Below are 24,765 nucleotides of genomic sequence, written 5' to 3' on the forward strand. Positions count from 1 at the left end.
CTACCAACCAGTGATCTCTTTCAAAGCATCGCCAATATCCGCCAAACTACGAACGGTTTTCACACCCGCGTCTTCCAGCGCAGCGAACTTCTCATCGGCGGTACCTTTACCACCAGAGATGATCGCACCGGCGTGGCCCATACGCTTACCTTTTGGTGCAGTAACACCGGCAATGTAAGACACTACAGGCTTGGTTACGTTGGCTTTGATGTATGCAGCAGCTTCTTCTTCAGCAGAACCACCGATTTCACCGATCATCACAATCGCTTCTGTCTTAGGATCTTTCTCGAACATAGCCAGGATGTCGATGAAGTTAGAGCCAGGAATCGGGTCACCACCGATACCAACACAGGTCGACTGGCCGAAACCGTGATCTGTGGTTTGCTTAACCGCTTCATACGTCAATGTACCGGAACGCGATACGATACCGACTTTACCGGGCAAGTGAATGTGGCCGGGCATAATACCGATTTTGCATTCACCGGGTGTGATCACACCGGGGCAGTTAGGTCCGATCAAACGAACACCTAACTCGTCACATTTTACTTTAGCTTCCAGCATATCCAGCGTAGGCACGCCTTCCGTAATACACACCACTAACTTGATGCCGCCATTAGCTGCTTCCAAGATAGAGTCTTTGCAGAACGGAGCGGGTACGTAGATAACTGATGCATCGGCACCTGTGGCTTCTACGGCTTCTGCTACGGTGTTGAAAACAGGTAAACCTAGGTGCGTTTGACCGCCTTTACCGGGGGTTACACCGCCAACCATCTTAGTACCGTAGGCGATGGCTTGTTCAGAGTGAAAAGTACCCTGTGAGCCCGTGAAACCTTGGCAAATTACTTTGGTGTTTTTATCGATCAAGATACTCATTTTGCACCCTCCGCTGCTGCAACCACTTGTTTAGCAGCGTCTGTCAGGCTGGTAGCCGCAATAATGTTCAGGCCACTTTCGGCCAGTTTTTTCTGACCCAGTTCTGCATTGTTGCCTTCTAGGCGAACAACCACGGGTACTTTAACGCCGACTTCAGCTACCGCACCGATAACACCTTCCGCGATCATGTCACAACGCACGATACCACCGAAGATGTTAACCAGAACCGCCTTCACGTTTTCATCCGACAGGATGATCTTGAACGCTTCTGCTACGCGTTCTTTGGTCGCGCCGCCGCCAACGTCCAAGAAGTTTGCAGGCTTGCCACCGTGCAGGTTCACGATGTCCATGGTACCCATGGCCAAACCAGCACCGTTAACCATGCAACCGATGTTGCCATCTAATGCTACGTAGTTCAGTTCCCAACGTGCTGCATGAGCTTCACGCTCGTCTTCTTGCGAAGGATCGGCCATCGCTTGCAGTTCAGGGTGACGGTACAGAGCGTTAGAGTCGATACCCAGTTTGGCGTCCAAGCAATGCAGGTTGCCTTGGTCAGTGATAACCAATGGGTTGATTTCTAACAGCGCCAAGTCTTTGTCTTGGAACAGTTTTGCCAAGCCCAAGAAGATCTTGGTGAATTGCTTGATCTGGTCGCCTTGCAGGCCCAGTTTGAACGCCAGTTCACGGCCTTGGTAAGGCTGTGCACCGACCAACGGGTCTACTTCTGCTTTCAGGATTTTTTCTGGTGTCTCTTCCGCTACTTTCTCAATTTCCACGCCACCTTCGGTAGAGGCCATGAAAACGATACGGCGGGTTGAACGGTCAACAACGGCACCCAAATACAGCTCGTTAGCGATATCGGTGCAGGTTTCAACCAAAATTTTGCTCACCGGCTGGCCATGTTCATCAGTCTGATAAGTCACCAGACGCTGGCCAAGCCATTTTTGGGCGAATTCGCGAATTTCGTCTTCGGTTTTTACCAGCTTAACACCGCCGGCCTTACCACGGCCCCCTGCGTGTACTTGAGCCTTAACGACCCACATACTGCCGCCAATTTTCTTAGCCGCTGCTACGGCTTCTGCCGGGGTGTCACAGGCGAAGCCGTCGGACACGGGCAAGCCATATTCACGGAACAGCTGTTTGCCTTGATACTCGTGTAAGTTCATACCATTAAACCGTCTATTGATAGGTTGCGTCGTAACGCATTCCGTTTAACGAAAGGCGCGTGGCAGACTACCAAGGTAGCCTGATCGCGCGCCGGATTATTTCATGTCATTTAACCGATCTACGCTTTAGCGTTTTTTCCGGTTAACGACATGAATAGCCTTGTTGTCGACTGCTAAGGCAGCTTCATGCACTGCTTCAGACAACGTCGGGTGAGCAAAGCACATCAGTTGCAGGTCTTCGGCTGACGAGCCAAATTCCATGGCAATGACACCTTGAGCCACAATCTCAGACGCATGCAAACCAAACACATGCATGCCTAAAATGCGGTCGGTTTCTTCGTCGGCAATGATTTTCACCATACCTGTCGTGTCGTTTGCGGCCATTGCACGGCCACTGGCGGCGAAAGGAAAGCTGCCGGCTTTGTACTTGATGCCTTCAGCCTTCACTTCTTCTTCCGTTTTACCGACCCAAGCCAATTCAGGATTGGTGTAAATAACGTTCGGGATGGCGTCGTAGTTCATCTGTGCCTTATGGCCCGCAATGATCTCGGCAACCATGATGCCTTCTTCCGAGCCTTTGTGAGCCAACATAGGTCCACGCACTACGTCACCGATCGCGTAAACGCCGGGCGCTGTAGTCAGGCAGTTGTCATCGACGAAGATGAATCCACGTTCATCTAATTTCACATCGCAGTCTTCCGACAGCAGACCTTGCGTGAAAGGACGACGACCAACGCAAACAATCAGTTTGTCGAAGGTTTCTTCTTTCTCACCTTCGCTGTCGGTGAACTTCACCAAGACTTTCTTGCCTTTGATTTCGGAACCCGTTACCCGAGCACCCAAACGAATGTCTAAACCTTGGTCTTTGGTGAACGACTTGAACGCCGCTTTCGCCAACGCCTGGTCGGCCGCGGCTAAGAAAGAATCTTGCGCTTCCAACACGATCACTTCCGAGCCCAAACGCTTCCAGACACTGCCAAGCTCCAAGCCGATGACACCTGCGCCGATAACGCCCAAGCGTTTTGGCACTTCGGTGAACTCTAACGCGCCGGTTGAGTCAACAATGATGTTGCCATCGGTTGGCGTAGGCGGAATCTCAACGGGAATAGAACCCGACGCCAAGATGACGTTCTTGGCGTCCAGCTTGGTGACTTTGCCGTCTTTATCGGTAACTTCGACGACTTTACCCGCGCACAATTTGCCCGAACCTTCAAACGATGTAACGCCGTTGCCTTTCAACAAGCCAGCAACACCGGTCGTGAGGTTTTTAACGATGCCATCTTTACGTGCCAACATCGCTTTAACGTCAACTTTCAAATTCGACAGGCTAATCCCATGATCTTTGAAAGATGAGTCAGCTTGATGATAATGCTCAGATGACTGCAACAAAGCCTTGGAAGGAATACAACCAACGTTCAGACAAGTACCACCATATACGGCCTTGTCTTCTTTGTTACGCCATTTCTCAACGATGGCGGTGTTCAAGCCAAGTTGAGCAGCTTTGATGGCGGCCACATAACCTGCTGGGCCTGAACCGATGACTACGACGTCAAATTGATTTGCCATTGAACTATCCTATTGCGGTATTCGTGAATTTGAGTACTTAAACGTCCAATAAAATGCGTGCTGGGTCTTCCAGCAGTTCTTTAATGGTCACTAAGAACTGAACAGCTTCTTTACCATCGATCATCCGGTGATCATACGACAACGCCAGATACATCATGGGCAGAATAACCACCTGGCCATTCACTGCCATGGGGCGCTCTTGAATCTTGTGCATGCCCAAGATTGCCGTTTGCGGCGGGTTCAAGATGGGCGTTGACATTAAGGAGCCAAACACACCACCGTTTGAGATGGTGAACGTGCCGCCTTGCATTTCTTCAATGCCTACTTGGCCTTTTTGCGCACGCGCACCGAAATCACGAATGGCTGATTCGATTTCGGCCAGTCCCATAGTATCTGCATCACGTAGTACAGGAACCACCAGACCGCGATCCGATGATACAGCAACGCCTACATCGTAATATCCGTGGTAGACGACGTCATCGCCGTCGATGGATGCGTTGACATCCGGGAAGCGCTTCAAAGCCTCTGTGGCAGCTTTCACAAAGAACGACATAAAGCCCAAACGAGCGCCGTTATGCGTTTTTTCAAACAAGTCTTTGTAGCGTGAACGCAATTCCATAACTGGCTTCATGTTCACTTCGTTGTACGTCGTCAGCATGGCTGCATTCTGTTGCGCTTCCACCAAACGACGGGCAATGGTTTTGCGCAAACGCGTCATCGGTACACGTTTCTCGGTGCGTCCGGTGGCACCGACAGCAACCGGAGCCACAGAAGGCGCAGACTTGGCCGCAGTGGCTGGCTTGGCTGCTGGCTTAGCCTTGTTGCTGTTTTGGTAGGCCATCACATCTTCTTTGGTGATCCGTCCACCCTTTCCTGTACCTTCGATGGCAGCCGCATCCAAATTGTGCTCTTCCACCAAACGGCGTACAGCAGGGCTTAGTACCTTACCAGCAACGGTAACATCTTCTTCTACTTCGGCAGGCGCATCTGCTGGTGCGGACGCTTCCGCTGAACCGGCAGCACCCTCTTCGAATATGGCAATCACCATTTCACTTTCTACGGTGGAGCCTTCATCCATGATGATTTCTTTGATTACACCGTCCGCAGGTGCTGTTACTTCCAGCACCACTTTATCGGTTTCGATGTCGACAATCAGATCATCACGTGTACATGCTTCGCCGGGTTTTTTGTGCCAAGTAGCGATGCTACCGTCTGCAACAGATTCCGGAAACTGTGGAGCTTTAATTTCGATAGCCATTCTTCAACCCTTACTCGTTCCTCGTGCGCCCAAAATCATTTCTTTGGATAGACTAATGCGTCATCCAAAAATTTCTTTAATTGTTCCATGTGCAGCTTCATATAACCCGCAGCTGGCGATGCAGAAGCGTCACGTCCCGCATAACTCAGATACAGATCCGGGTTATGGCGAGAGATCACGTTGCGCATATGGTGCTGGCTGCTGTACCAAGCCCCTTGGTTCATCGGTTCTTCCTGACACCAAACCACGTCTTCTAGGTTGACGTAGGGCGCCATTGCTTTTTGCAGCTCGTCTTCCGGGAACGGATAGAGTTGCTCCACACGGATGATGGCAACGTTATTGATCCCGTTTTCACGGCGGAACTCCGCGAGATCGTAATAAACCTTGCCCGAACAGAGCACGACCCGCTGCACATTTTTCGGCTCAATGCTGCTGTCTACTTCATCTATGATCGTTCTGAAATGGCCATCAGCCAGTTCTTCCAGCGTGGATACGGCATCTTTGTGACGCAGTAAACTCTTCGGCGACATGACCACCAATGGCTTGCGCAGATTACGGATAATCTGGCGGCGTAACATGTGATACACCTGTGCCGGCGTGGTCGGCGCACACACCTGAATGTTTTGTTCCGCACACAATTGCAGGAAACGCTCTAGACGAGCCGATGAGTGTTCCGGCCCCTGCCCTTCATAACCGTGCGGCAATAACATAACCAAGCCAGACAGACGGCCCCATTTGTTTTCACCACTGGTAATGAACTGGTCGATCACTACTTGAGCACCGTTGGCGAAGTCACCGAACTGCGCTTCCCAGATGACCAAGGTATCAGGCCGCGTTGCCGAGTACCCGTATTCAAACGCGAGCACCGCTTCTTCTGACAAGAAGGAGTCATAGATCTCAAAATGCGGTTGATCTTCCGCCAGGTTTTGCAACGGGATATAGGTTGAACCGTCTTTGTTGTTGTGCAATACCGCATGTCGGTGCACGAACGTACCACGGCCTACATCTTGCCCGGTGAACCGGATCGGATGACCTTGTGCCAAAATGGATGCATAAGCCAGAGTTTCAGCATAGCCCCAGTTAATCGATAATGCGCCCGCTGTCATTTTCTGGCGGTCGGTGATGATTTTCTGCACTTGCTTTTGCAGCGGAAAGCCTTCCGGCACATGCGTCATTAAACGCGCAAGTTCTTGCAATTCTTTCAGCGGGTACGAAGTATCAAAATGGTTTTCCATTTTCTGATTCAGATACGGCGTCCAATCCACTTGCAGGCTTTTATCCGCTTCGGTGACCAACGATTTGGCGACGTGCATGCCTTTATCCAGCAGATCACGGTAGTTTTCCGTCATATCCTTGAATTCATCACTGCTCAGCAGATTTTCATCCACAAGTTTTTGCGCGTAGAGATCAAGTGTCGTTTTTTGCGAGCGAATTTTCGAGTACATCACCGGCTGTGTCATCGCCGGTTCATCGGCTTCGTTGTGCCCACGGCGGCGGTAGCAGACCAGGTCTATGACCACATCACGCTTGAAGGTTTGCCGGAAATCTATCGCCATCTGTGTCACAAAGGCTACAGCTTCAGGGTCATCACCGTTCACGTGAAAAATGGGCGCTTGCACCATTTTTGCTACGTCTGTGCAGTATTCCGTTGACCGTGCATCTTCTTGCCGCGAGGTGGTGAAACCCACTTGGTTATTGATGACGATATGTACGGTGCCACCGGTTTTATAGGCACGGGTTTGCGACATCTGGAAAGTTTCCATGACCACACCCTGCCCTGCGAAGGCAGCGTCACCATGGATATTCACCGGTACAACCAAGGACCCGTCGGTGTCTTTGCGGCGGTCTTGGCGCGCCCGCACGGAGCCTTCAACTACCGGCGAAGCGATTTCTAAGTGCGACGGGTTAAAGGCTAAGGCTAAGTGCACTTCGCCGCCCGTGGTCATCACGTTTGATGAAAAACCTTGGTGGTATTTAACGTCACCTGAACCCATGTCGATGAATGATTTGCCTTCGAATTCATCGAACAGGTCACGCGGGTTTTTACCCAAGATGTTGACCAGCATGTTCAAACGCCCACGGTGGGCCATACCAATCACTATTTCTTTAGCGCCGTAAGAACCTGCCCGCTGGATCAATTCATCGATCATCGGGATCAGTGCTTCACCGCCCTCAAGGCCAAACCGTTTGGTGCCCGGGTATTTTGAACCGAGATATTTCTCTAAGCCCTCAGCCGCTGTTAAGCGTTCTAAAATGTGCAAACGAGCATGTTTGCTGAACGAGGGCGCAGAGCGAACGGATTCCATACGGCGCTCAATCCAGCGGCGCTGTTCGGTATCAACAATGTGCGTGAATTCGGCACCTATGCTAGAACAATAGGTTTTTTCGAGGGCGTTAACGATGTCTTTCAGAGGGGCTTGATCAACCCCGATGTAGAGGTTGCTGCAGTTAAAAACTGTTTCTTCATCGGCCTTAGAGAGATCATGAAAATGCAGATCCAAGTCCGGCACCGGTGGGCGCTGGAGAATGCCCAGAGGATCAATCTTAGCCTTTTGGTGACCACGAAAACGATACGCGGTACCGAGCTGATGCACGCGTACCTGCTTACGTTCATGCTCTGAACTGATCGAAGGCGCGACCAAACCGACGCTGCGTCCGCGTGACTTACCCAACAACAGGAAGTGATCACGAATTGGGGCTTGTGGGATGTCGTTGTGAACTTGATCGTTAACGCTGGGCAGCTTGTCAAATTCGTTGCGCCACTCTTCGGGCACAGAGTTTGGATCTTGGAGATACGCTTCGAAAAGCTCCTCAAGATACTTCGAGTTTCCTCCTGCCAAATGAGACAGCGCCCATTGTTGTTCCATGTAGCTTTCAGCCATTTCTGCTCTACCTAGAATAATGCTTGTTTGCGACGGCGATTGTTGTCTTCAGTGGCGGGCCAACAATGCAACACGTGCACTACTGTACCCGCCTTCCTTCCTTACACCAAAAAGAAAGCGACCCTTAGGTCGCAGACTTCAATAGCATAGAACGAATGTGGCCGATGGCCCGAGTGGGGTTCAACCCTTTCGGACATACGTTCACACAGTTCATGATGCCTCGGCAGCGAAACACGCTGAACGGATCATCCAAGTCCGCCAAACGCTCTGCGGTTGCCGTGTCTCGAGAGTCAGCCAGAAAACGGTAGGCTTGCAACAGACCTGCAGGACCCACAAATTTTTCCGGGTTCCACCAAAACGATGGACACGAGGTAGAGCAACATGCACATAGAATACACTCATACAGCCCGTCTAACTTAGCGCGATCTTCCGGTGACTGTAACCGTTCAATAGCCGGTGCAGGTGTATTGTTTTGCAAGTATGGCTTAATTTTTTCATATTGTTGATAAAACATCGACATGTCGATGACTAAATCTCGTACGACAGGCAAGCCAGGTAGCGGGCGCAGAACCAATTTGTTCTTGCCATGCGTTGCTTCTGACAACGGAGTAATACAGGCCAAGCCATTTTTGCCATTAATGTTCATGCCGTCTGAACCGCACACACCTTCCCGACATGAGCGGCGGTATGACAATGTAACGTCTTGCTCTTTCAACAAGTTCAAGACATCCAACACCATCATGTCTTTGCCTTCAGGCAATTCAACGGTGTAGTCCTGCATGTAAGGCTTTTTATCGGTTTCCGGGTTGTAGCGATAGATAGATACTTGCATCACGATGACTCCTAGTAAGACCGTACCATGGGTTCAAACTTCTCGACCGTTTTCGGTGCGAAGTTAACGCCACGTTTCTTCACGCTGCGGTCCTGCGGGTAATACAGGGTGTGACACAGCCAGTTAACGTCATCACGTTCAGTAAAGTCTTCGCGGGCATGCGCGCCACGGCTTTCAGTACGGACTTCAGCAGACACTGCGGTAGCTTCTGCCACTTCCAGCAAGTTTGCCAGTTCCAAAGCTTCGATACGAGCGGTGTTGAACGCCTTGCTGGAGTCTTCCAGCGCCACGTTTTCAACCCGGCCACGCAGTTCTTCCAAAATTTTGCGCCCTTTCTGCATGTTTTCACCTTGGCGGAATACGCCAAAGTACAGTTGCATCGTTTTTTGCAATTCTTTCCGCACGTCGGCTACTTTCTCACCGGACTTCCGAGCTTCCAGCTTATTCAAACGATCCATTGAGGCATCGATATCGCTCAAGCTGGCGGCGCGTGTAGAAATGCCTTCACGCAACGATTTTTCAATTTGCAGACCCGCAGCACGACCGAACACCACCAAGTCCAGTAATGAGTTACCGCCCAAGCGGTTCGCACCGTGAACAGACACACAAGCTGCTTCACCACAAGCATACAAACCTTCGATCACCTGATCGTTACCGTTGGCATCCATGGTCAATGCTTGACCACCGATATTGGTCGGAATACCACCCATCATGTAGTGGCAGGTAGGCACCACTGGAATCGGTTCTTTAACCGGGTCGGCGTGCGCGAACGTCCGCGACAATTCCAAGATACCTGGCAGTTTTTCGTTCAGTACCTTCTCACCCAAGTGATCAAGCTTAAGATAAACGTGATCGCCGTCCGGGCCACAGCCACGGCCTTCAAGAATTTCCAGAATCATCGAGCGTGCTACAACGTCACGACCCGCAAGATCTTTCGCTGTAGGTGCATAACGCTCCATGAAGCGTTCACCGTCTTTATTGACCAGATATCCACCTTCACCACGGCAACCTTCGGTGACCAGCGTACCCGCTCCAGCGATACCGGTCGGGTGGAATTGCCACATCTCCATATCCTGCACTGGGAAGCCAGCACGCAGTGCCATACCAATGCCGTCGCCCGTATTGATCAAGGCGTTGGTCGTTGAGGCATAGATGCGCCCTGCACCGCCCGTTGCAAACACGGTAGCTTTGGCTTTTACGTAAACGGTTTCACCGGTTTCAATGCAAATGGCCGTACAACCGACCACCGCGTTGTCTTGGTTTTTTACCAAGTCAACGGCGTACCATTCGTTCAGGAATTGAGCACCGGCTTTCAAGTTACCTTGATACAGTGTATGCAACAGTGCATGACCGGTACGGTCCGCTGCGGCGCAGGTACGAGCGGCCTGCCCGCCCTTACCGAAATCTTTGGATTGGCCGCCAAACGGACGCTGATAAATTCGGCCGTTTTCGGTGCGCGAGAAAGGCAGACCCATGTGGTCTAGTTCGAAAACCGCTTGTGGACCCACACTGCACATATATTCAATGGCTTCTTGGTCACCAATGTAGTCTGACCCTTTAACGGTGTCATACATATGCCAACGCCAATCGTCGTTTGGATCGTCACTGGCGATGGCACAGGTGATACCACCTTGCGCCGATACAGTATGTGAACGGGTCGGGAAAACTTTTGAGATCACTGCCGTTTTTACGCCCGACTGCGCCAACTGCAGAGCAGCACGCAAACCAGCACCACCACCACCAACGATGACGGCGTCAAACTCCATAACTCTTAAATTAGCCATTGGTTACACACCCCATACTGCATCAAAGGACACAACAAAATACACGAATAAAATCACCCCAAGCGCCACGAGGAAAGCCATGCGCAAACCGGTGGGCTTGATATAGTCTGTGGCGACTGTCCACAAGCCAATCCACGCGTGCGCTATGATTGAAATGATGGCTAATAGAGTGAATACCTTCATCCAGCCTTGTGCGAACAGGCCGGTCCAAGCGTCGTATGTCCAAGCGGGCTGCACCAAAAAGTAAGCCACTAAAAATAATGTATATGCGGCGAGTAAGACCGCCGACAGCCGTTGAATCAGCCAGTCCGAAAGACCGTTACGACTAAAGTTAGTTACACTGCTCACCATACCCAAACTCCTGCCAGAATAAACAGAACCACACTGACCACGATGGTGATCTGCGCTCCGAGCTTGCCGCCCTCTTTTGTCTCACCAATGCCGGTATCCATGATCAGGTGTTTAATACCAGCTACCAAATGGTAAGCAAGAGAAGACAACAGGCCCCAAGTAATAAACTTGGCTAAGCCATGCTCCATCACATTTTGTGCGGCTGCGAAATCAGCTGGCGACGCCAACGACTTGTGCAGCATCCACACCATAAAGGCCGTCCCGATGAACAGGAACACACCTGAAATGCGGTGCAAAATGGAGGTAATAGCGGAGAGAGGTAGCGATAAGGTAGTTAAGTCTAGATTTACAGGTCTGTCTGCTTTCACGGCTGAAGACACTCACTTTAAGTTTTATGGGTCGGCATGGTGCTCGGTACAGGTATTAGGCCACCTGGAGCGCCATACATGAGGGCTGAAAACGTGGGCGATTATAGTGTCCACCCCACGCAATTACAAATCATGTTCGCAAGTTTTCCACCGTTTCTTGACATTAACTTGATAGTTTAGCGCTATCAAAGGCAAGGCGAACAAATGACAACGTTACCACCGCAATATCCCACTCGATAGAAGGTCATTACACACGGAAAAAATTGACAAACGGCGCACGGCCCTTATAGTTGTGCGCAATTTTCACAGGTCTGTTGTTGTTTAGAATTAGACCATGGTATAAGAAGACATCACCTCGCCTGCTGAATACCATCCCTTTCGATCCATCATTAACTAGACCACTCTGAGGAAGCCGCATGACTGAGAAGAAAGCGACCTTGACGATTGAAGGCAAAGAGCCTATTGAATTGCCGATGTACTCTGGCACCAAAGGGCCCGATGTAGTAGATGTTCGCGGCTTGTTAAAACACGGCGTTTTCACGTATGACCCTGGCTTTATGTCTACCGCGTCCTGTGAATCCCAGATCACGTTCATTGACGGCAATAAAGGCATTTTGCTGCACCGTGGATACCCGATCGAAGAGCTGGCCGACAACGCCGACTATCTGGAAACCTGCTATCTACTGCTGTATGGCGATTTACCCAATGCGGAACAGAAAGCAAAGTTCAATCATTCCATCATGCACCACACCATGGTGCATCAGCAGATCCACACCTTCTTCAACGGCTTCCGTCGCGATTCACACCCCATGGCCATCATGGTAGCGGTGGTTGGCGCTCTGGCGGCCTTCTACCATGATTCACTGGATATCAATGATCAGAATCACCGCGAAATTACCGCGCACCGTTTGATTTCTAAAATGCCCACCATTGCAGCCATGGTGTACAAATATTCAATCGGCCAACCCTTTGCCTACCCACGCAATGATTTGGACTATGCTTCCAACTTCTTGCACATGATGTTCTCTAACCCATGTGAAGAGTACAAAGTGAATCCGGTGATGGCAGCCGCCATGGATAAGATCTTTATTCTGCACGCCGACCACGAGCAAAATGCCTCTACGTCCACGGTACGCTTAACAGGTTCTACTGGCGCCAACCCCTTCGCCTGTATTTCGGCAGGCATTGCAGCGCTTTGGGGCCCCGCTCATGGCGGTGCCAATGAAGCAGTACTGTCTATGTTGGAAGAAATCGGTGATGAATCAAATATTGAAGCCTTCATCGAGCGCGCGAAAGACAAGAACGATCCGTTCCGTTTGATGGGCTTTGGCCACCGGGTATATAAAAACTATGACCCGCGCGCCAAAGTTATGAAAGCACATGCGGACGAAGTGCTGAAAGAACTGGGCCAAGTAAACGACCCCCTGTTAAAAATCGCTATGAAGCTGGAAAAAATTGCCTTGGAAGATGAGTACTTCGTACAGAAGAAACTCTACCCCAATGTTGATTTCTATTCCGGCATTCTATTGCGCGCCATGGGCATCCCAACGTCGATGTTCACGGTGATCTTTGCACTCGGCCGTACTGCAGGCTGGATTGCCCACTGGAAAGAAATGATCGATGGTGACTACCGCATTGGTCGTCCACGCCAGTTGTATACCGGCGCTACCGAGCGGCAATATCCGAAGAAATAATGAGTTTAAGCTGAAAAAAGCCACTCGATCGAGTGGCTTTTTTTATGGCGCTTTACTTGGCCTTCGGCTTGGCTTTCGCTTTGGGTTTAGCCTTAGGCTTAGCTTTTGCCTTGCTCGGCGTTCCCGCACTCTGCTCTACCCACTTACCGTTATCGTAGAATGCCCGCCACCGCGTATCCTTACCATCAACTTCCGTCGACAAGTAATGCTCTTGTGTTTTACGCGCGAAACGAATCAGCGTGGGGTTACCATCACCATCGGTCGTCGGCCCACTGAATAAAAATTCGTATTTGGGATCAATTTCGGCCTGATGCGGTATCAGTTCGTGCAGGTAGGGCGCCCTCGTTTCACGGTTCTTTGGAAACTGGCTGGCGGCCAGGAACAAACCCGCTGCGCCATCACGCAATACGTAGGTGTCATCCACTTTCTGGCACTTCAGTTCGGGCATTTTCACTGGCTCCATCTTTGGTGGTGCCGCTTCCCCACTGCGCAACAGTTTCCGCGTATTCTTACAACTGTCGTTCGTACAATCGAAATACTTGCCAAACCGACCGGTTTTCAACTGCATTTCAGAGCCGCATTTATCGCATTCCAACGTCGGGCCATCGTAACCCTTCAGGCGGAATTTGCCGGACTCCAGTTCAAAGCCATCACAATCCGGGTTGTTACCACAGATATGGATTTTTCGTTGCTCATCCAAAATGTACGCATCCATGGATGACGAACATTTCGGACAGCGCCGCTTGTTACGCAATTCCCGCACTTCTGCTTCGTCGTCATCGGCGGCAACGAACTCGTCCGCTGACACCAAATTCAATGTTTGCTTGCAGCGTTCTTTAGGGGGCAGGCTGTAACCCGAACAACCTAAGAACACACCAGTCGTGCCGGTGCGAATCATCATTTTCCGACCACAGGCCGGACAATCAATGTCCGTTAAGGTCGGGGTATTACCCCGCATGCCGCCGTCATCTTTGTCTGCAACCTCTAACCGAGCGGAGAAATCATGGTAAAAGGTGTTCAGCTCCTGCTTCCAATCACGCTCGCCTTTAGCCACTTTATCTAGGGCTTCTTCCATGCGTGCGGTGAAGTCATAGTTCATCAAATTGGAGAAGCTTTCATCCAAGCGACCCGTCACGATTTCGCCCATTTTTTCGGCATAAAAACGGCGATTTTCCAGCTTCACATAACCCCGATCCTGAATCGTGGAAATGATGGAGGCGTAAGTCGAAGGACGGCCAATGCCTCGCTTCTCTAATTCTTTTACCAAAGTGGCTTCCGTGAAGCGGGCACTCGGCTTGGTAAAATGTTGTTGGCTCTCAATGCTATCGACCGCCAGTACTTCCCCGATCTTAACATCGGGCAATTCAAGGTCTTCATTGCTCTTGGGTTGTGACATCACGCGGGTGTAGCCATCGAACACCAGAATTCGGCCTTTGGCACGCAGCGTGTAATCATCGGCCGTTACAGAGATGGTTGAGCTCAAATACTGGGCAGCCACCATTTGACAAGCCACAAAGCGTCGCCAAATAAGGTCGTACAAGCGCAGCGCATCTTGCTCCATGCCTTGCAAGGCGGCTGAGCGCATAGATACATCTGATGGACGAATGGCTTCGTGCGCTTCTTGGGCAGCATCGGAACTGGCGTAGCGAATAGGATTATCCGGCAAATACTTGGCACCGAATTCATCCGTAATAAGCTGACGAACGGAAGCAACGGCATCGGCGCTCAGGTTCGTAGAATCGGTACGCATGTAGGTGATGTAACCCGCCTCATACAAGCGCTGCGCCATCATCATGGTTTTCTTCACCGAAAAGCCAAGACGGTTGCTGGCGGCCTGTTGCAGGGTAGAGGTTATAAAAGGCGCATTGGGCCGTGATGTGGTCGGCTTATCCGCTCGTTCAGATACCGTCAGTTGTGCCGCACGCAAGCGCTGTTCATGCGCCCGGGTATCGGCTTCGTTGGTGGGACGATATTCTTTGTCACCCACACGCGCGACTTTTAGCGGCAACGCTACGCCCTGGCCCGTGGTGGTTTCCGCCATGGTGTCCCAGTACTCTTCAGGCACGAAACGGCGAATCTCTTGCTCTTTCTCAACAATCAACTTGACCGCAACGCTCTGTACGCGGCCAGCTGACAAGCCACGCGCTACTTTTTTCCACAGGAGGGGCGATACCATGTAACCCACCACCCGGTCGAGAAACCGGCGGGCTTGCTGCGCATTCACCCGGCTCACGTTCAGCTCACTGGGTTTGGAAAAGGCAGACTGAATCGCTTTTTTAGTAATTTCACTGAACACAACGCGCTTATAGGGCGCTACGTCACCAATGGCCTCTTTCAAGTGCCAGGCAATCGCCTCCCCTTCTCTATCCAAATCCGTTGCCAGATAAATTTGATCTGCATCGCGCGCCAGACGTTTAAGTTCATCCACCACTTTTTCTTTGCCGGGCAGAATTTCATACTGCGCTTGCCAGTCATTTTCCGGGTCAACACCCATACGGGCGATCAACTGTGACCGGGCTTTTTCTTTTTTATACTGCTCTTTTTGCGCCTCTGGCATGGCACGAGTTTTTGCCGCCTGTTTGGCGCGCTCGGTAGCATTTACGGGCTTTGTTTGACCTGACGTAGGTAAATCACGAATATGACCCACGCTGGATTTCACCACAAACCCTGGCCCTAGGTACTTATTGATGGTTTTCGCTTTGGCGGGTGACTCAACGATAACTAAAGACTTTCCCATAGGACTATGATATCTGCTCGTGTAAATTGAAAAGGCGGGCGAGGTATAACGGTTTGACTGGCTTAGGTCAAGTGTTGCTAACCACGTTTCCTTTTCATGCTAGAATAATTTAACGTTTCGTCAAGTTCTCTGGAGCCGATGACTGATGATGTGGTTTGTTGCCCTATTTGCATTTTTGATGGTCCTGGTGGGTGCACTGTGGATGGGCCAGGTATCGTCTGAAATGTATAAAGAAGATGTGCAAAAGAAACATCGCGCGGGCTTGTTGAAACGTCGCTGCCAAGAGATTGAAGAACTGACCCAAAAATTGGTGCGGTATGATACGAACGAGAATCTCATCAAGTCGGTGACCGAGTTCTTAATCAACCAAATTGAAAAACGTAAAGCAATCTACCCGGACGATGCGGAGATTGACGAGGAGCTGGCAACAGCGCGCCATCGACTGGAAAATGCGGACCAATTCATTGGCAAAACGCCCTTCAATATTCCCACCAACGATTTCGAAATAGATGAACTGCGTAAAGATATTGCCCGTTTGCTTAAATTGCTCAAAGTCATGTACCCCAAAGGCTATTTCCTTGAAGAAGACTTTATGGCGCACAGTGACCGCTTAAAGGTGCTGCTGTTAAAGACTGAAACTAATGCCTATGTACAACAGGGCAAGGTGGCCTTAAAGCTGGGTGATCGATTGACCGCAGCCTCCTATTTCAAGCATGCCAAGGAACGCCTGGTGGCTGCCGAGCAGAGCTTCCCGGAGCGGACCGATATGGTGAAACGTATCTCGAAAATGATATCGAGCATCTACTCGACGGAGAAGGAGTTTGAATCGGTGTCTGATGCGATGGAGTCAGGTCGCTTTGATTTGAATATCGACTTCACCAACAACAGTGCCACGCCAGCCTCAGAAAATATCTCTGAAAGCGATGAGGATGAGGAATCAGACGAAGAAAATAACGACGAAGATATCTCGGAAGAAGACAACGTCAAATCCGCTTAAATACGGGAAAACCGCTTCACCCGACGCCCGTCCACGGTCACCTCGTCAAGAAACATCGGCAACGGGCGCACCCAAAAACTGAAGTCGCCGTACATGCACTGATAGTACACCAGCCACTCTTCGGTTTCCGAGTGCCGCACCAACCCCACGACGCGGTACTCCCCGCCTTTATAGTGCCTATACAACCCGGGCTCTGGTGCATTATGAGGTATGTTCATTGTTTGATTCTCTGCGTTATCCACAAAAGAAAAAGCGGCCAGTAGCCCAGCCGCTTTCCTAACACTACCCTAACGAGCGCCGCAGGTTTTAACCGTCGAAACGCTCAATGATGGTAGAGATGCCCTGACCTAATCCAATACACATGGTCGCCAGACCGAACTGCCCGCCCTTCTCTTCCATGACGTTCAGCAAGGTGCCGGTGATACGTGCGCCACTGCAACCGAAGGGGTGACCCAAGGCTATAGCGCCGCCATGCAGGTTCACCTTATCAGTCATTTTGTCCAGTACCTTCAAGTCCTTCAACACAGGCAAGGCCTGCGCCGCGAAGGCTTCGTTCAGCTCGATGTAGTCGATATCGTCAATCGTCATACCCAACTGTTTCAGCGCCTTTTTGGACGCCGGTACCGGGCCATAGCCCATAATCGACGGATCAACACCGGCCAAGGTCATAGCACGAATGACAGCGCGTGGTTTGACACCCAGCTCTTGTGCCTTCTTCCAGGACATAACAAGCATCGCGGATGCCCCATCACTGATTTGCGATGACGTACCTGCGGTTACCGTACCGCCTTTGGGGTCAAACACGGGGCGCAATTCGGCCAGTTTCGCCACCGTCGTTTCCGGGCGAATGGTTTCATCTTGAGCCAACAGATAAGGCGTACCGTTTTCATCATGCCCTTCGATCGGCTGAATTTCCTTCGCAAAAGCGCCGGAAACAGTGGCAGCGTGGGCCAATTGGTGTGAACGATAGGCAAATTCGTCTTGTGCTTCGCGGGTGATACCGTGCATTTTGCCCAGCAATTCGGCAGTTAAACCCATCATGCCGGCGGCTTTAGCAGCACGCTTGCTCAAGGCGGGGTTGGGGTCAACACCGTGCATCATATCCACGTGCCCCATGTGCTCCACACCACCAATAAGGAAGAAATCGCCGTTACCGGACTGAATCCCCTGTGCAGCGATGTGCAGTGCTGACATAGAAGAACCACACAAGCGACTGACGGTTTGCGCGGGCACGGTATGCGGCACTTTGGTCATCAATTGCATCATACGGGCTACGTTCCAGCCCTGTTCTTTGGTCTGGTTTACACAACCCCAGATGATGTCGTCGATCTCAGCCGGATCTAAGTTAGGGTTACGCGCCAGCAAGCCATCGACCAACTGTGCGCTGAGGTTTTCAGCACGGGTATGACGGAAGCTGCCACCTTTCGACCGCCCCATAGGTGTGCGCAGGAAATCGACAATCACTGCATCATTCGGTTTCAAATTCATTGTTCAATCCCCTCAGGCATTCTTGTAGTAGGTTTCACCGTTAGCGGCCATTTCGCGCATGCGATCGGTGACGCGGTACAGTGCACCCAGGTCAGCCAGTTTATCGGCACGCTTGACGATCTCATCCAAGCCCACTTCATCCATGTATTTCAGGATGCCGCCACGGAATGGAGGGAAACCTAAGCCATAGATCAGGCCCATATCGGCGTCTGCTGGAGAAGCAACAATCTTCTCTTCCAAGCACATAGCCACTTCAATGCACATGGGGATCATCATGCGATCAATGATGGCGTCGGCGTCCAACTCTTGCTTAGGACCGGCGACGCTGTTGACTAACTTAATAGCGTCTTCGTCGACCGATTTCTTCTGTTTGCCTTTCTTGTCTAATGCGTAAGCGTAGAAACCTTTGCCATTCTTCTGACCTAAACGGCCTTCGTCATACATGACGTGCATAGCGGAACGGAAGTCCTGACCCATACGCTCAGGGAAACCTTCTGCCATAACACCTTGGGCGTGCACGCCTGTGTCCAAACCTACGACGTCCAGCAAATATGCCGGGCCCATAGGCCAACCGAAACGTTCCATCACCTTATCGATGGCTTGGAAATCTACCCCGTCACGCACCAGCATGGCGAAGCCAGCAAAGTATGGGAACAGCACGCGGTTTACATAAAAACCCGGGCAGTCATTCACCACGATGGGTGATTTACCCAACTTCTTGGCGTAAGCCACCACGGTAGCAATGGTTTCATCGGATGAATCCTTGCCGCGAATAACTTCTACCAGAGGCATACGGTGCACCGGGTTAAAGAAGTGCATGCCGCAGAACCGTGACGGGTCTTTCAACGCGGTTGCCAGGCTGTCGATAGAAATGGTCGAGGTGTTGCTAGCAATAACAGCCTGCGGACCCACTTTGGTTTCTACTTCTGCTAACACCGCGTGTTTAACTTTGGGGTTTTCAACAACGGCTTCAACCACGACGTCGACTTGTTCGAAGTCGCCATAGCTCAAGGTCGGACGAATGTCGTTCAATACGTTCGCCATACCCATGATGTCCATCTTCTTGCGCTCAACTTGCTTGCTCAGCAGCTTCGCCGCTTCGTCCAAGCCCAGCTTGATGCCAGCGTCATTGATGTCTTTCATGTAAATCGGTGTGCCTTTCGATGCGCTCTGGTAAGCGATACCGCCACCCATGATGCCCGCACCCAAAACCGCTGCTTTATTCACCGGACGAGCTTTCTCTTCCCACTGTTTAGCGGTTTTCTTCAGCGCTTGGTCGTTCAGGAACAGACCGACCAAATTGCGTGCTACCGAGCTACGCGCTACGGTGGCAAAGTTTTTAGCTTCGACTTTCAAGGCATCGTCACGGTCCATACCGGCGTGCTTTTGAATGGTTTTAATAGCCAATACAGGCGCCGGGTAATTTGGACCCGCCTGACCGGCAACAAAGCCTTTCGCGGTCTCGAACGACATCATGCTTTCGATGCTGTTCAAGTGCAGTTTGCCTTTCTTCTCGGCGCGACGAGCTTGATAGTCAACCGAACCATCAATTGCACGCTGCACTAAAGCCAGCGCTGCATCCAACAGCTTGTCATTTTCAACAACAGCATTTACCGCGCCATCGGCCAAGGCCGCATCAGAGCGTTTCTCGCTACCTGAACAAATCCATTCAATGGAATTGTCCGCACCGATCAAGCGAGATAAGCGCACGGTGCCGCCAAAACCGGGAAAGATGCCCAATTTTACTTCGGGCAGGCCGACTTTAGCTTTGGGCGCCATGAGGCGGAAGTCGCACGCCAAACAGAATTCGAAGCCACCGCCAAGGGCTAAACCATTAATGGCCACCGCCGTCGGGAAAGGTAGATCTTCTAAGCCGTTGAAAATAGCGTTGGTTTGTAAAATACCATCAATCAGCACATCTTCTTCTTGCTGGAACATGCCCAAGAATTCAGTGATGTCTGCACCCACAATAAAGGCTTCTTTATTGCTGCTGGCGACAAGGCCCTTGATAGCATTGTTGGTCGCCATCGCTTTGACCGCTGCATCCAGCTCCAACAGCGTCTGACGATTGAATTTATTGACCGATTCGCCTTTCAGGTCAAACACCATGTGCGCGATGCCATCATCGCGCAGGGTTACCTGAATTGCATCACCCTGATAGATCATATAGGTAGCTCCGTTGTTGTTTAGCCAACCAAACATGTATTTAAAACGACCGTTTGAATTCTAGGCCTAAACTGCGTTTTCTCTCAACCCTGATCAGGCAAAGAGTACGTCTATGGTGGGAATAGTGAATACTGGACACTGCATGGCGTCTTTGTTGAATTTACTTCACAAAGAATTGGCGACAAAAAGCGTCCAAGAGATCACACACGGCATCAACTTGTTCATTACCGCCTCGTTCGTCGAAGCCGATTGCTATTCCGTCTGGGAGTATAGCCAATAAATCTGCCCAGGGTGGCAATTGCGTCAATGCATCGTTCAAGCGCACGAGCTCCGCCCCTTGCAGGCGAAACGCGGGGTTTTCAAAGCGCCAGCCATCAATTAACCCGTAGCCGGATTCACCGGTCGTACGCAACACAATGTATTCAGTGGCCCCTTTCTGCCGGGGCATGCCTTTTTTATAGGCGGTGTAGAGCTTGAATTTTCCATCGATGCGACCTTCCACACTCAGGTCCGGTGCTTTAATGCTGGTAACACGTAGACCCTTGCTAATGCCATACGCACGAATGGCCGCCAAACGCTTTTCAGCCTTATTGGGCATCACCCACATGAGCGAACCCAGCATGGTGAAGAAAATCAGTGCAATAATGCCCAAATTCATCATAAATCGAAGGATCCCAAATTGGATTCAGCCAGGAATTCCGGTTTGATTTTTTGCAACTGGGTCTCTAACGAATACGAGACGCTGGCGGCCATGGAGAAAAAACTTAACAACGCTTTCAAATTCGCCTCACCCTGATGCGCTGAATTCACTCGCTGCCACATAGCCTGATTTACCAACTGTAATTGCTTGTTCAGTTCGATCAAACCCCGTAATGACCAGTCTCCTTTGGTTTTATCGCCCACTAGGAAATATTGCCGTAAGAGGTAGGTGCTGACACTGCGCAATATAAACTCACGCTGTGATGCAAAGGGCAAATGCGTTAATGCCATGGGCTTCAATTTGTTTAAAATTGGGCACGCGCTGTTCGCCATCAATAAACCCATAAGGGAACGCACGCCCTCCTCCAAGCTGGTCTGTTTTGCGTATTCACGTTCTGGCGCTATGACCCGTACCCGTGCTTTTTTAATGGCCGGCAATGCCCCAACGTCTTCCACTACGTTTTGAATATCAACCGCCGCCGGGCAAAATTCATGTTTCTTGGCATCCAACGGACAGTTCACACACTGATTGTTTTTTAAACGTGTCCATTTGGCCGGTGCAGTCGGCTGCAGATTCCCTTGTTCTGACGCATCCGTTGCAATGATGTAATGCAGTTCCGGTTCGTGATCATCCAGGGCAAATCGATATTCTATGGTCATGGTATCTATAACCTCGCGATGCTTTCCTTTATAGCTGCACCGATACTGCTATGGTGTGGCCTGTTCTCGTTTACGTTTGCTCTTCCAACTCTACCCAACGTTCCAACAATTTTTCCAACTGCGCCTCAAGTTCGGCAAGTTGTGCCAAGGTAGACTGTACCTGCTCTTGTGCGCCGGTATAAAAATCTGCCTGGCTGATCACCGACTGGACCTCAGAAATGTGCTCTTCCAACGCAGCAATTTTATCGGGCAGTTGATCAAACTCACGCTGATCCTTGTAGCTCAACTTTTTCGGCTTGCGGTTGACCGTCTCCGTGGTTTTCGCAGGACTGGTATCCGTACGTTTAGGCCTCGATAGTGCACTGTTTTGCCGCCGCCAAAATTCATTCCATTCTTCGTAACCACCCACAATAGGAATCACACGACCGTTTCCGGGCATCCCCCAAACCTTAGTGGCTACATTATCAACAAAATACCGATCGTGACTGATCAAGATCACAGTTCCAGAAAAATCTACGATCAATTCTTCCAATAATTCCAAGGTATCAATGTCGAGGTCGTTGGTTGGCTCATCGAGCACCAATAAGTTGGCGGGTTGGCTAAATAGCCTTGCCAATAATAGCCGGTTGGCTTCACCACCACTGAGTGACTTTACCGGGCTGCGACTGCGTTTGGGCGAGAACAGAAAGCGCTCCAAATACGTAATGCAGTGCACTTTTTTACCGTTGATTTCAATGAAATCACGCCCTTCGGATACCGTATCCATCACGGTTTTTTCCGGGTCCAATTGATGGCGACCCTGATCGAAATACGCCACCGCTAAATTGGTGCCACGCTTTATATCACCCGAAGTTGGGTCCAATTGGCCCAACAACAATTTAATCAGGGTGGTTTTGCCGATTCCATTAGCGCCCACCAAAGCAATGGTTTCACCACGCTGTACTTCGGTACTGAGCTGGTCAACGATGGGCTGATTCGGGTAGTGAAAGGTGACGTCTTTAAGCTCAAACACCAGCTTGCCGCTGCGTTCTGCCGCTTGTACCTGCAGGTCAGCTTTGCCACCGACATTCCGGCGTTGCGACCGTTCTTGGCGCAAAGCCTCCAAGCGTCTTACACGGCCTTCGTTGCGCGTACGCCGAGCCTTGATGCCTTGTCGTATCCATACTTCTTCTTGTGCCAATCGCTTGTCAAACAGCGCATTTTGTTCTGCCTCTATTTCCAACCGTTCGTCGCGCTTCTCTAGAAATGTCGCATAAGGTGTCGGGTAACGGTATAGGTTACTCCGATCCAGCTCCATGATGACATCGGCCACCGCATTGATAAATCCACGGTCGTGACTGATGAACAACACCAAACCACGAAAATCCTTTAACCACTGTTCGAGCCAGCGAATACTGTCGATATCCAGGTGGTTGGTGGGCTCATCCAGCAACAGCACATTGGGATCGGTCATCAATGCCCGTGCCACCAGTGCCTTACGCCGCCAGCCACCAGACAGTTGGGACATGGTGGCCTGCCCGTCCAGCTCGAAACGTTGCAATATCGTTTCAATGCGATTCATCAACGACCAAGCATCCTGCTCTTCAATCCAGTGTTGCAAACGCGCCACCTCGGGATGCGTAGGGTCCGCCATGAGATGTTCTTCATACCGCAGAATATAGTCCGCGGCTTCCCCAGCACCAGCCATGATAAAATTTCTGACCTTGGTTTGGTCGGCCAACGGCAACGCTTGTGGGACATACCCTACGCGAACATCGTCCGACCATCCGACCGTACCCTGATCCGCTTGCTCTACGCCTGCGAGCAAACGCATCAACGTACTTTTGCCCTCGCCGTTGCGCCCCACAAGGCAAATTTTTTCGGCGTCAGTTTGATTCCAATTCAAATCATTAATGACTGGCTCAGCGCCATAGGCATGATAAAGGTTTTGTAAGACAAGACTAGGCATATACGGAAACTTAGAACCCAAAAATATTCAGGCGTATGATACGCACTGTGTTAGGTGTTGTCGTGGTGTTTAGAGCGCACACCGAACACCTATCCATGACAAAGATCACTAGGGTTCAATGCGGCCTTGTGGCAGAGTACGCTCTTTAAAGTTAACGGCGTATGTATTCCGGCGTTATAGTTAGGAAAGATATAGCCCATTTCCCCTCGAAAAGTGAAGGTCAGGTACTCGGTGAAAAGATATCTAGGACAAGCTGCGGCAATTGTCATTATGGTGCTACTGACGGTTTGGATGTATTCAGGACCTGATGACGCCGAGACGGCACAGCCAACCCGCGAAACCACGGTTTCCACGTCGTTACCCAAAGTACAAATTCAGCGCGTGGAAGCTGAAACCGTACAGCGTATCCTCGAAGTCAGTGCGCAAACACAAGCCAACCGATCGGTGGAGATTCGCGCCCAGGCATCGGGCGAGGTACTTGAATTAAATTATCGTCGCGGTGACACAGTCAGCGCCGGCACAGTGATTGCCCGTCTTGACGCCGGCGAATTACCGGAACGCCTGATCAGCGCACAAGCATTGGAACAACAGCGCCGCATCGAACTGGATGGGGTTCGCACTCTGGTGAATCGTGGTTTACAGAATGCCACCAATCTAGCGGCCGCAGAAACGGCCTATGCCGATGCCATCGCCAACCGACGCAGTTTAGAGTTGCAGCTAGAGCACACTGAAATTAAGGCGCCTTTTAGTGGCGTGTTGGAAAGTCTAGCGATTGAATTAGGCAGTTACATTCAAGTAGGCAGCAGCATTGCACTGTTGAATGATTTTTCACCGTTAATCGTCAGTGCGCAGGTGTCCGAAAATGACTTGGGCAACTTGATCGTTGGCCAGCGGGCCGACATTGAATTGGTGACGGGCGAACGCCTTAATGGAGAAATTCGATTCATCAGCAGTCAAGCTCGCCAGGCAACCCGTACTTTTACGGTTGAGATTGCAATTGCTTCGCAAGTCCTGACCCCGAGTGCCGGCTTAACGGCCAAGGTACTTTTCCCGTTGGCTGAACGCCGCGCTCACTTTATCAGTCCGGCTCTTTTGTCACTGGATCAAGCCGGAAATCTCAGTCTGAAGGTGCTTGCTGCGGATCAAACGGTGACGCAGGCTCGCGTGGAAATTGTAAAATCTTCGACCGATGGGGTCTGGGTAGGCGGACTAAACGAACCGGCCGATATCATTACGGTTGGACAAGGCTTTGTGTCTGCCGGTGACCGCGTCGATGCGATTCAGACGGAGCAATAA

At 50.9% G+C, this 24,765-nt stretch carries 19 protein-coding genes; 3 read left to right on the top strand and 16 right to left on the bottom strand.

Annotation, left to right across the window (positions count from 1 at the left end; all coding sequences use genetic code 11):
• From sucD to sdhC, 9 genes are all read right to left on the bottom strand, one after another.
• Window positions 1–873, bottom strand: a complete 873-nt coding sequence (sucD, locus tag ACFOSD_RS09530) for a succinate--CoA ligase subunit alpha (RefSeq protein ID WP_380695878.1) — start codon at window positions 871–873, stop codon at window positions 1–3.
• Window positions 870–2,039 (bottom strand): ADP-forming succinate--CoA ligase subunit beta, encoded by a 1,170-nt coding sequence (gene sucC, locus ACFOSD_RS09535; protein ID WP_380695880.1) that lies wholly within the window; start codon window positions 2,037–2,039, stop codon window positions 870–872. The genes sucD and sucC overlap by 4 nt, the downstream gene beginning before the upstream one ends.
• Window positions 2,040–2,165: 126 nt before the next feature.
• The gene (gene lpdA / locus ACFOSD_RS09540; RefSeq protein WP_380695882.1) at window positions 2,166–3,605 is read right to left on the bottom strand and encodes a dihydrolipoyl dehydrogenase; all 1,440 of its coding nucleotides are present in this window, start codon (window positions 3,603–3,605) and stop codon (window positions 2,166–2,168) included.
• Between the two features lie 37 nt (window positions 3,606–3,642).
• Window positions 3,643–4,863: a 2-oxoglutarate dehydrogenase complex dihydrolipoyllysine-residue succinyltransferase gene (odhB, locus tag ACFOSD_RS09545; RefSeq protein WP_380695884.1), complete on the bottom strand. Its 1,221-nt coding sequence runs from the start codon at window positions 4,861–4,863 to the stop codon at window positions 3,643–3,645.
• A 35-nt stretch (window positions 4,864–4,898) separates the two neighbouring features.
• Window positions 4,899–7,745, bottom strand: coding sequence for a 2-oxoglutarate dehydrogenase E1 component (locus ACFOSD_RS09550; RefSeq protein ID WP_380695886.1), 2,847 nt, complete (start codon window positions 7,743–7,745; stop codon window positions 4,899–4,901).
• 124 nt (window positions 7,746–7,869) lie between these two features.
• Window positions 7,870–8,577: a succinate dehydrogenase iron-sulfur subunit gene (locus ACFOSD_RS09555; RefSeq protein ID WP_380697258.1), complete on the bottom strand. Its 708-nt coding sequence runs from the start codon at window positions 8,575–8,577 to the stop codon at window positions 7,870–7,872.
• An 11-nt stretch (window positions 8,578–8,588) separates the two neighbouring features.
• Window positions 8,589–10,361 carry a succinate dehydrogenase flavoprotein subunit gene (gene sdhA, locus ACFOSD_RS09560; RefSeq protein WP_380695888.1) on the bottom strand — a complete coding sequence of 591 codons (1,773 nt, stop codon included), beginning with the start codon at window positions 10,359–10,361 and terminating at the stop codon, window positions 8,589–8,591.
• 3 nt (window positions 10,362–10,364) lie between these two features.
• Entirely contained in the window at window positions 10,365–10,712 is a 348-nt protein-coding gene (sdhD, locus tag ACFOSD_RS09565; protein WP_380695890.1) for a succinate dehydrogenase, hydrophobic membrane anchor protein, read from the bottom strand.
• Window positions 10,706–11,080, bottom strand: coding sequence for a succinate dehydrogenase, cytochrome b556 subunit (gene sdhC, locus ACFOSD_RS09570; protein ID WP_380695892.1), 375 nt, complete (start codon window positions 11,078–11,080; stop codon window positions 10,706–10,708). Before sdhC ends, sdhD begins: the two co-directional genes overlap by 7 nt.
• A 416-nt stretch (window positions 11,081–11,496) precedes the next feature.
• On the opposite strand from sdhC, the gene gltA reads away from it, so the two are divergent.
• Entirely contained in the window at window positions 11,497–12,774 is a 1,278-nt protein-coding gene (gene gltA, locus ACFOSD_RS09575) for a citrate synthase (protein ID WP_380695894.1), read from the top strand.
• 52 nt (window positions 12,775–12,826) lie between these two features.
• Here gltA and topA read toward each other — a convergent pair whose 3' ends face one another.
• Window positions 12,827–15,511, bottom strand: coding sequence for a type I DNA topoisomerase (topA, locus tag ACFOSD_RS09580; protein ID WP_380695896.1), 2,685 nt, complete (start codon window positions 15,509–15,511; stop codon window positions 12,827–12,829).
• A gap of 145 nt (window positions 15,512–15,656) precedes the next feature.
• Here topA and ACFOSD_RS09585 point away from each other — a divergent pair, with 145 nt between their 5' ends.
• Complete coding sequence (locus ACFOSD_RS09585) at window positions 15,657–16,508, top strand: hypothetical protein (protein WP_380695898.1); 852 nt, start codon at window positions 15,657–15,659, stop codon at window positions 16,506–16,508.
• Here ACFOSD_RS09585 and ACFOSD_RS09590 read toward each other — a convergent pair.
• The 6 genes from ACFOSD_RS09590 to ACFOSD_RS09615 form a co-directional block, all read right to left on the bottom strand.
• A complete protein-coding gene (locus ACFOSD_RS09590; RefSeq protein WP_380695900.1) occupies window positions 16,505–16,726 on the bottom strand; it encodes a DUF1653 domain-containing protein in 222 nt (73 codons plus the stop codon). The two genes, ACFOSD_RS09585 and ACFOSD_RS09590, sit on opposite strands and share 4 nt — an antisense overlap.
• 88 nt (window positions 16,727–16,814) lie before the next feature.
• The gene (gene fadA, locus ACFOSD_RS09595; RefSeq protein WP_380695902.1) at window positions 16,815–17,996 is read right to left on the bottom strand and encodes an acetyl-CoA C-acyltransferase FadA; all 1,182 of its coding nucleotides are present in this window, start codon (window positions 17,994–17,996) and stop codon (window positions 16,815–16,817) included.
• 12 nt (window positions 17,997–18,008) lie between these two features.
• On the bottom strand, window positions 18,009–20,162 hold the full coding sequence (gene fadB / locus ACFOSD_RS09600; RefSeq protein WP_380695904.1) for a fatty acid oxidation complex subunit alpha FadB: 2,154 nt from the start codon (window positions 20,160–20,162) through the stop codon (window positions 18,009–18,011).
• Window positions 20,163–20,322: 160 nt separating this feature from the next.
• Window positions 20,323–20,823 (bottom strand): hypothetical protein, encoded by a 501-nt coding sequence (locus ACFOSD_RS09605; RefSeq protein ID WP_380695906.1) that lies wholly within the window; start codon window positions 20,821–20,823, stop codon window positions 20,323–20,325.
• Complete coding sequence (locus ACFOSD_RS09610; RefSeq protein WP_380695908.1) at window positions 20,820–21,521, bottom strand: DUF6901 family protein; 702 nt, start codon at window positions 21,519–21,521, stop codon at window positions 20,820–20,822. Before ACFOSD_RS09610 ends, ACFOSD_RS09605 begins: the two co-directional genes overlap by 4 nt.
• 70 nt (window positions 21,522–21,591) lie before the next feature.
• On the bottom strand, window positions 21,592–23,469 hold the full coding sequence (locus ACFOSD_RS09615) for an ATP-binding cassette domain-containing protein (RefSeq protein WP_380695910.1): 1,878 nt from the start codon (window positions 23,467–23,469) through the stop codon (window positions 21,592–21,594).
• Between the two features lie 231 nt (window positions 23,470–23,700).
• Between ACFOSD_RS09615 and ACFOSD_RS09620 the strand changes: the two genes are divergently transcribed.
• Window positions 23,701–24,765: an efflux RND transporter periplasmic adaptor subunit gene (locus ACFOSD_RS09620; RefSeq protein ID WP_380695912.1), complete on the top strand. Its 1,065-nt coding sequence runs from the start codon at window positions 23,701–23,703 to the stop codon at window positions 24,763–24,765.

Source organism: Salinispirillum marinum (genome assembly GCF_042650105.1).
GTDB classification, from domain to species: domain Bacteria; phylum Pseudomonadota; class Gammaproteobacteria; order Pseudomonadales; family Natronospirillaceae; genus Salinispirillum; species Salinispirillum marinum.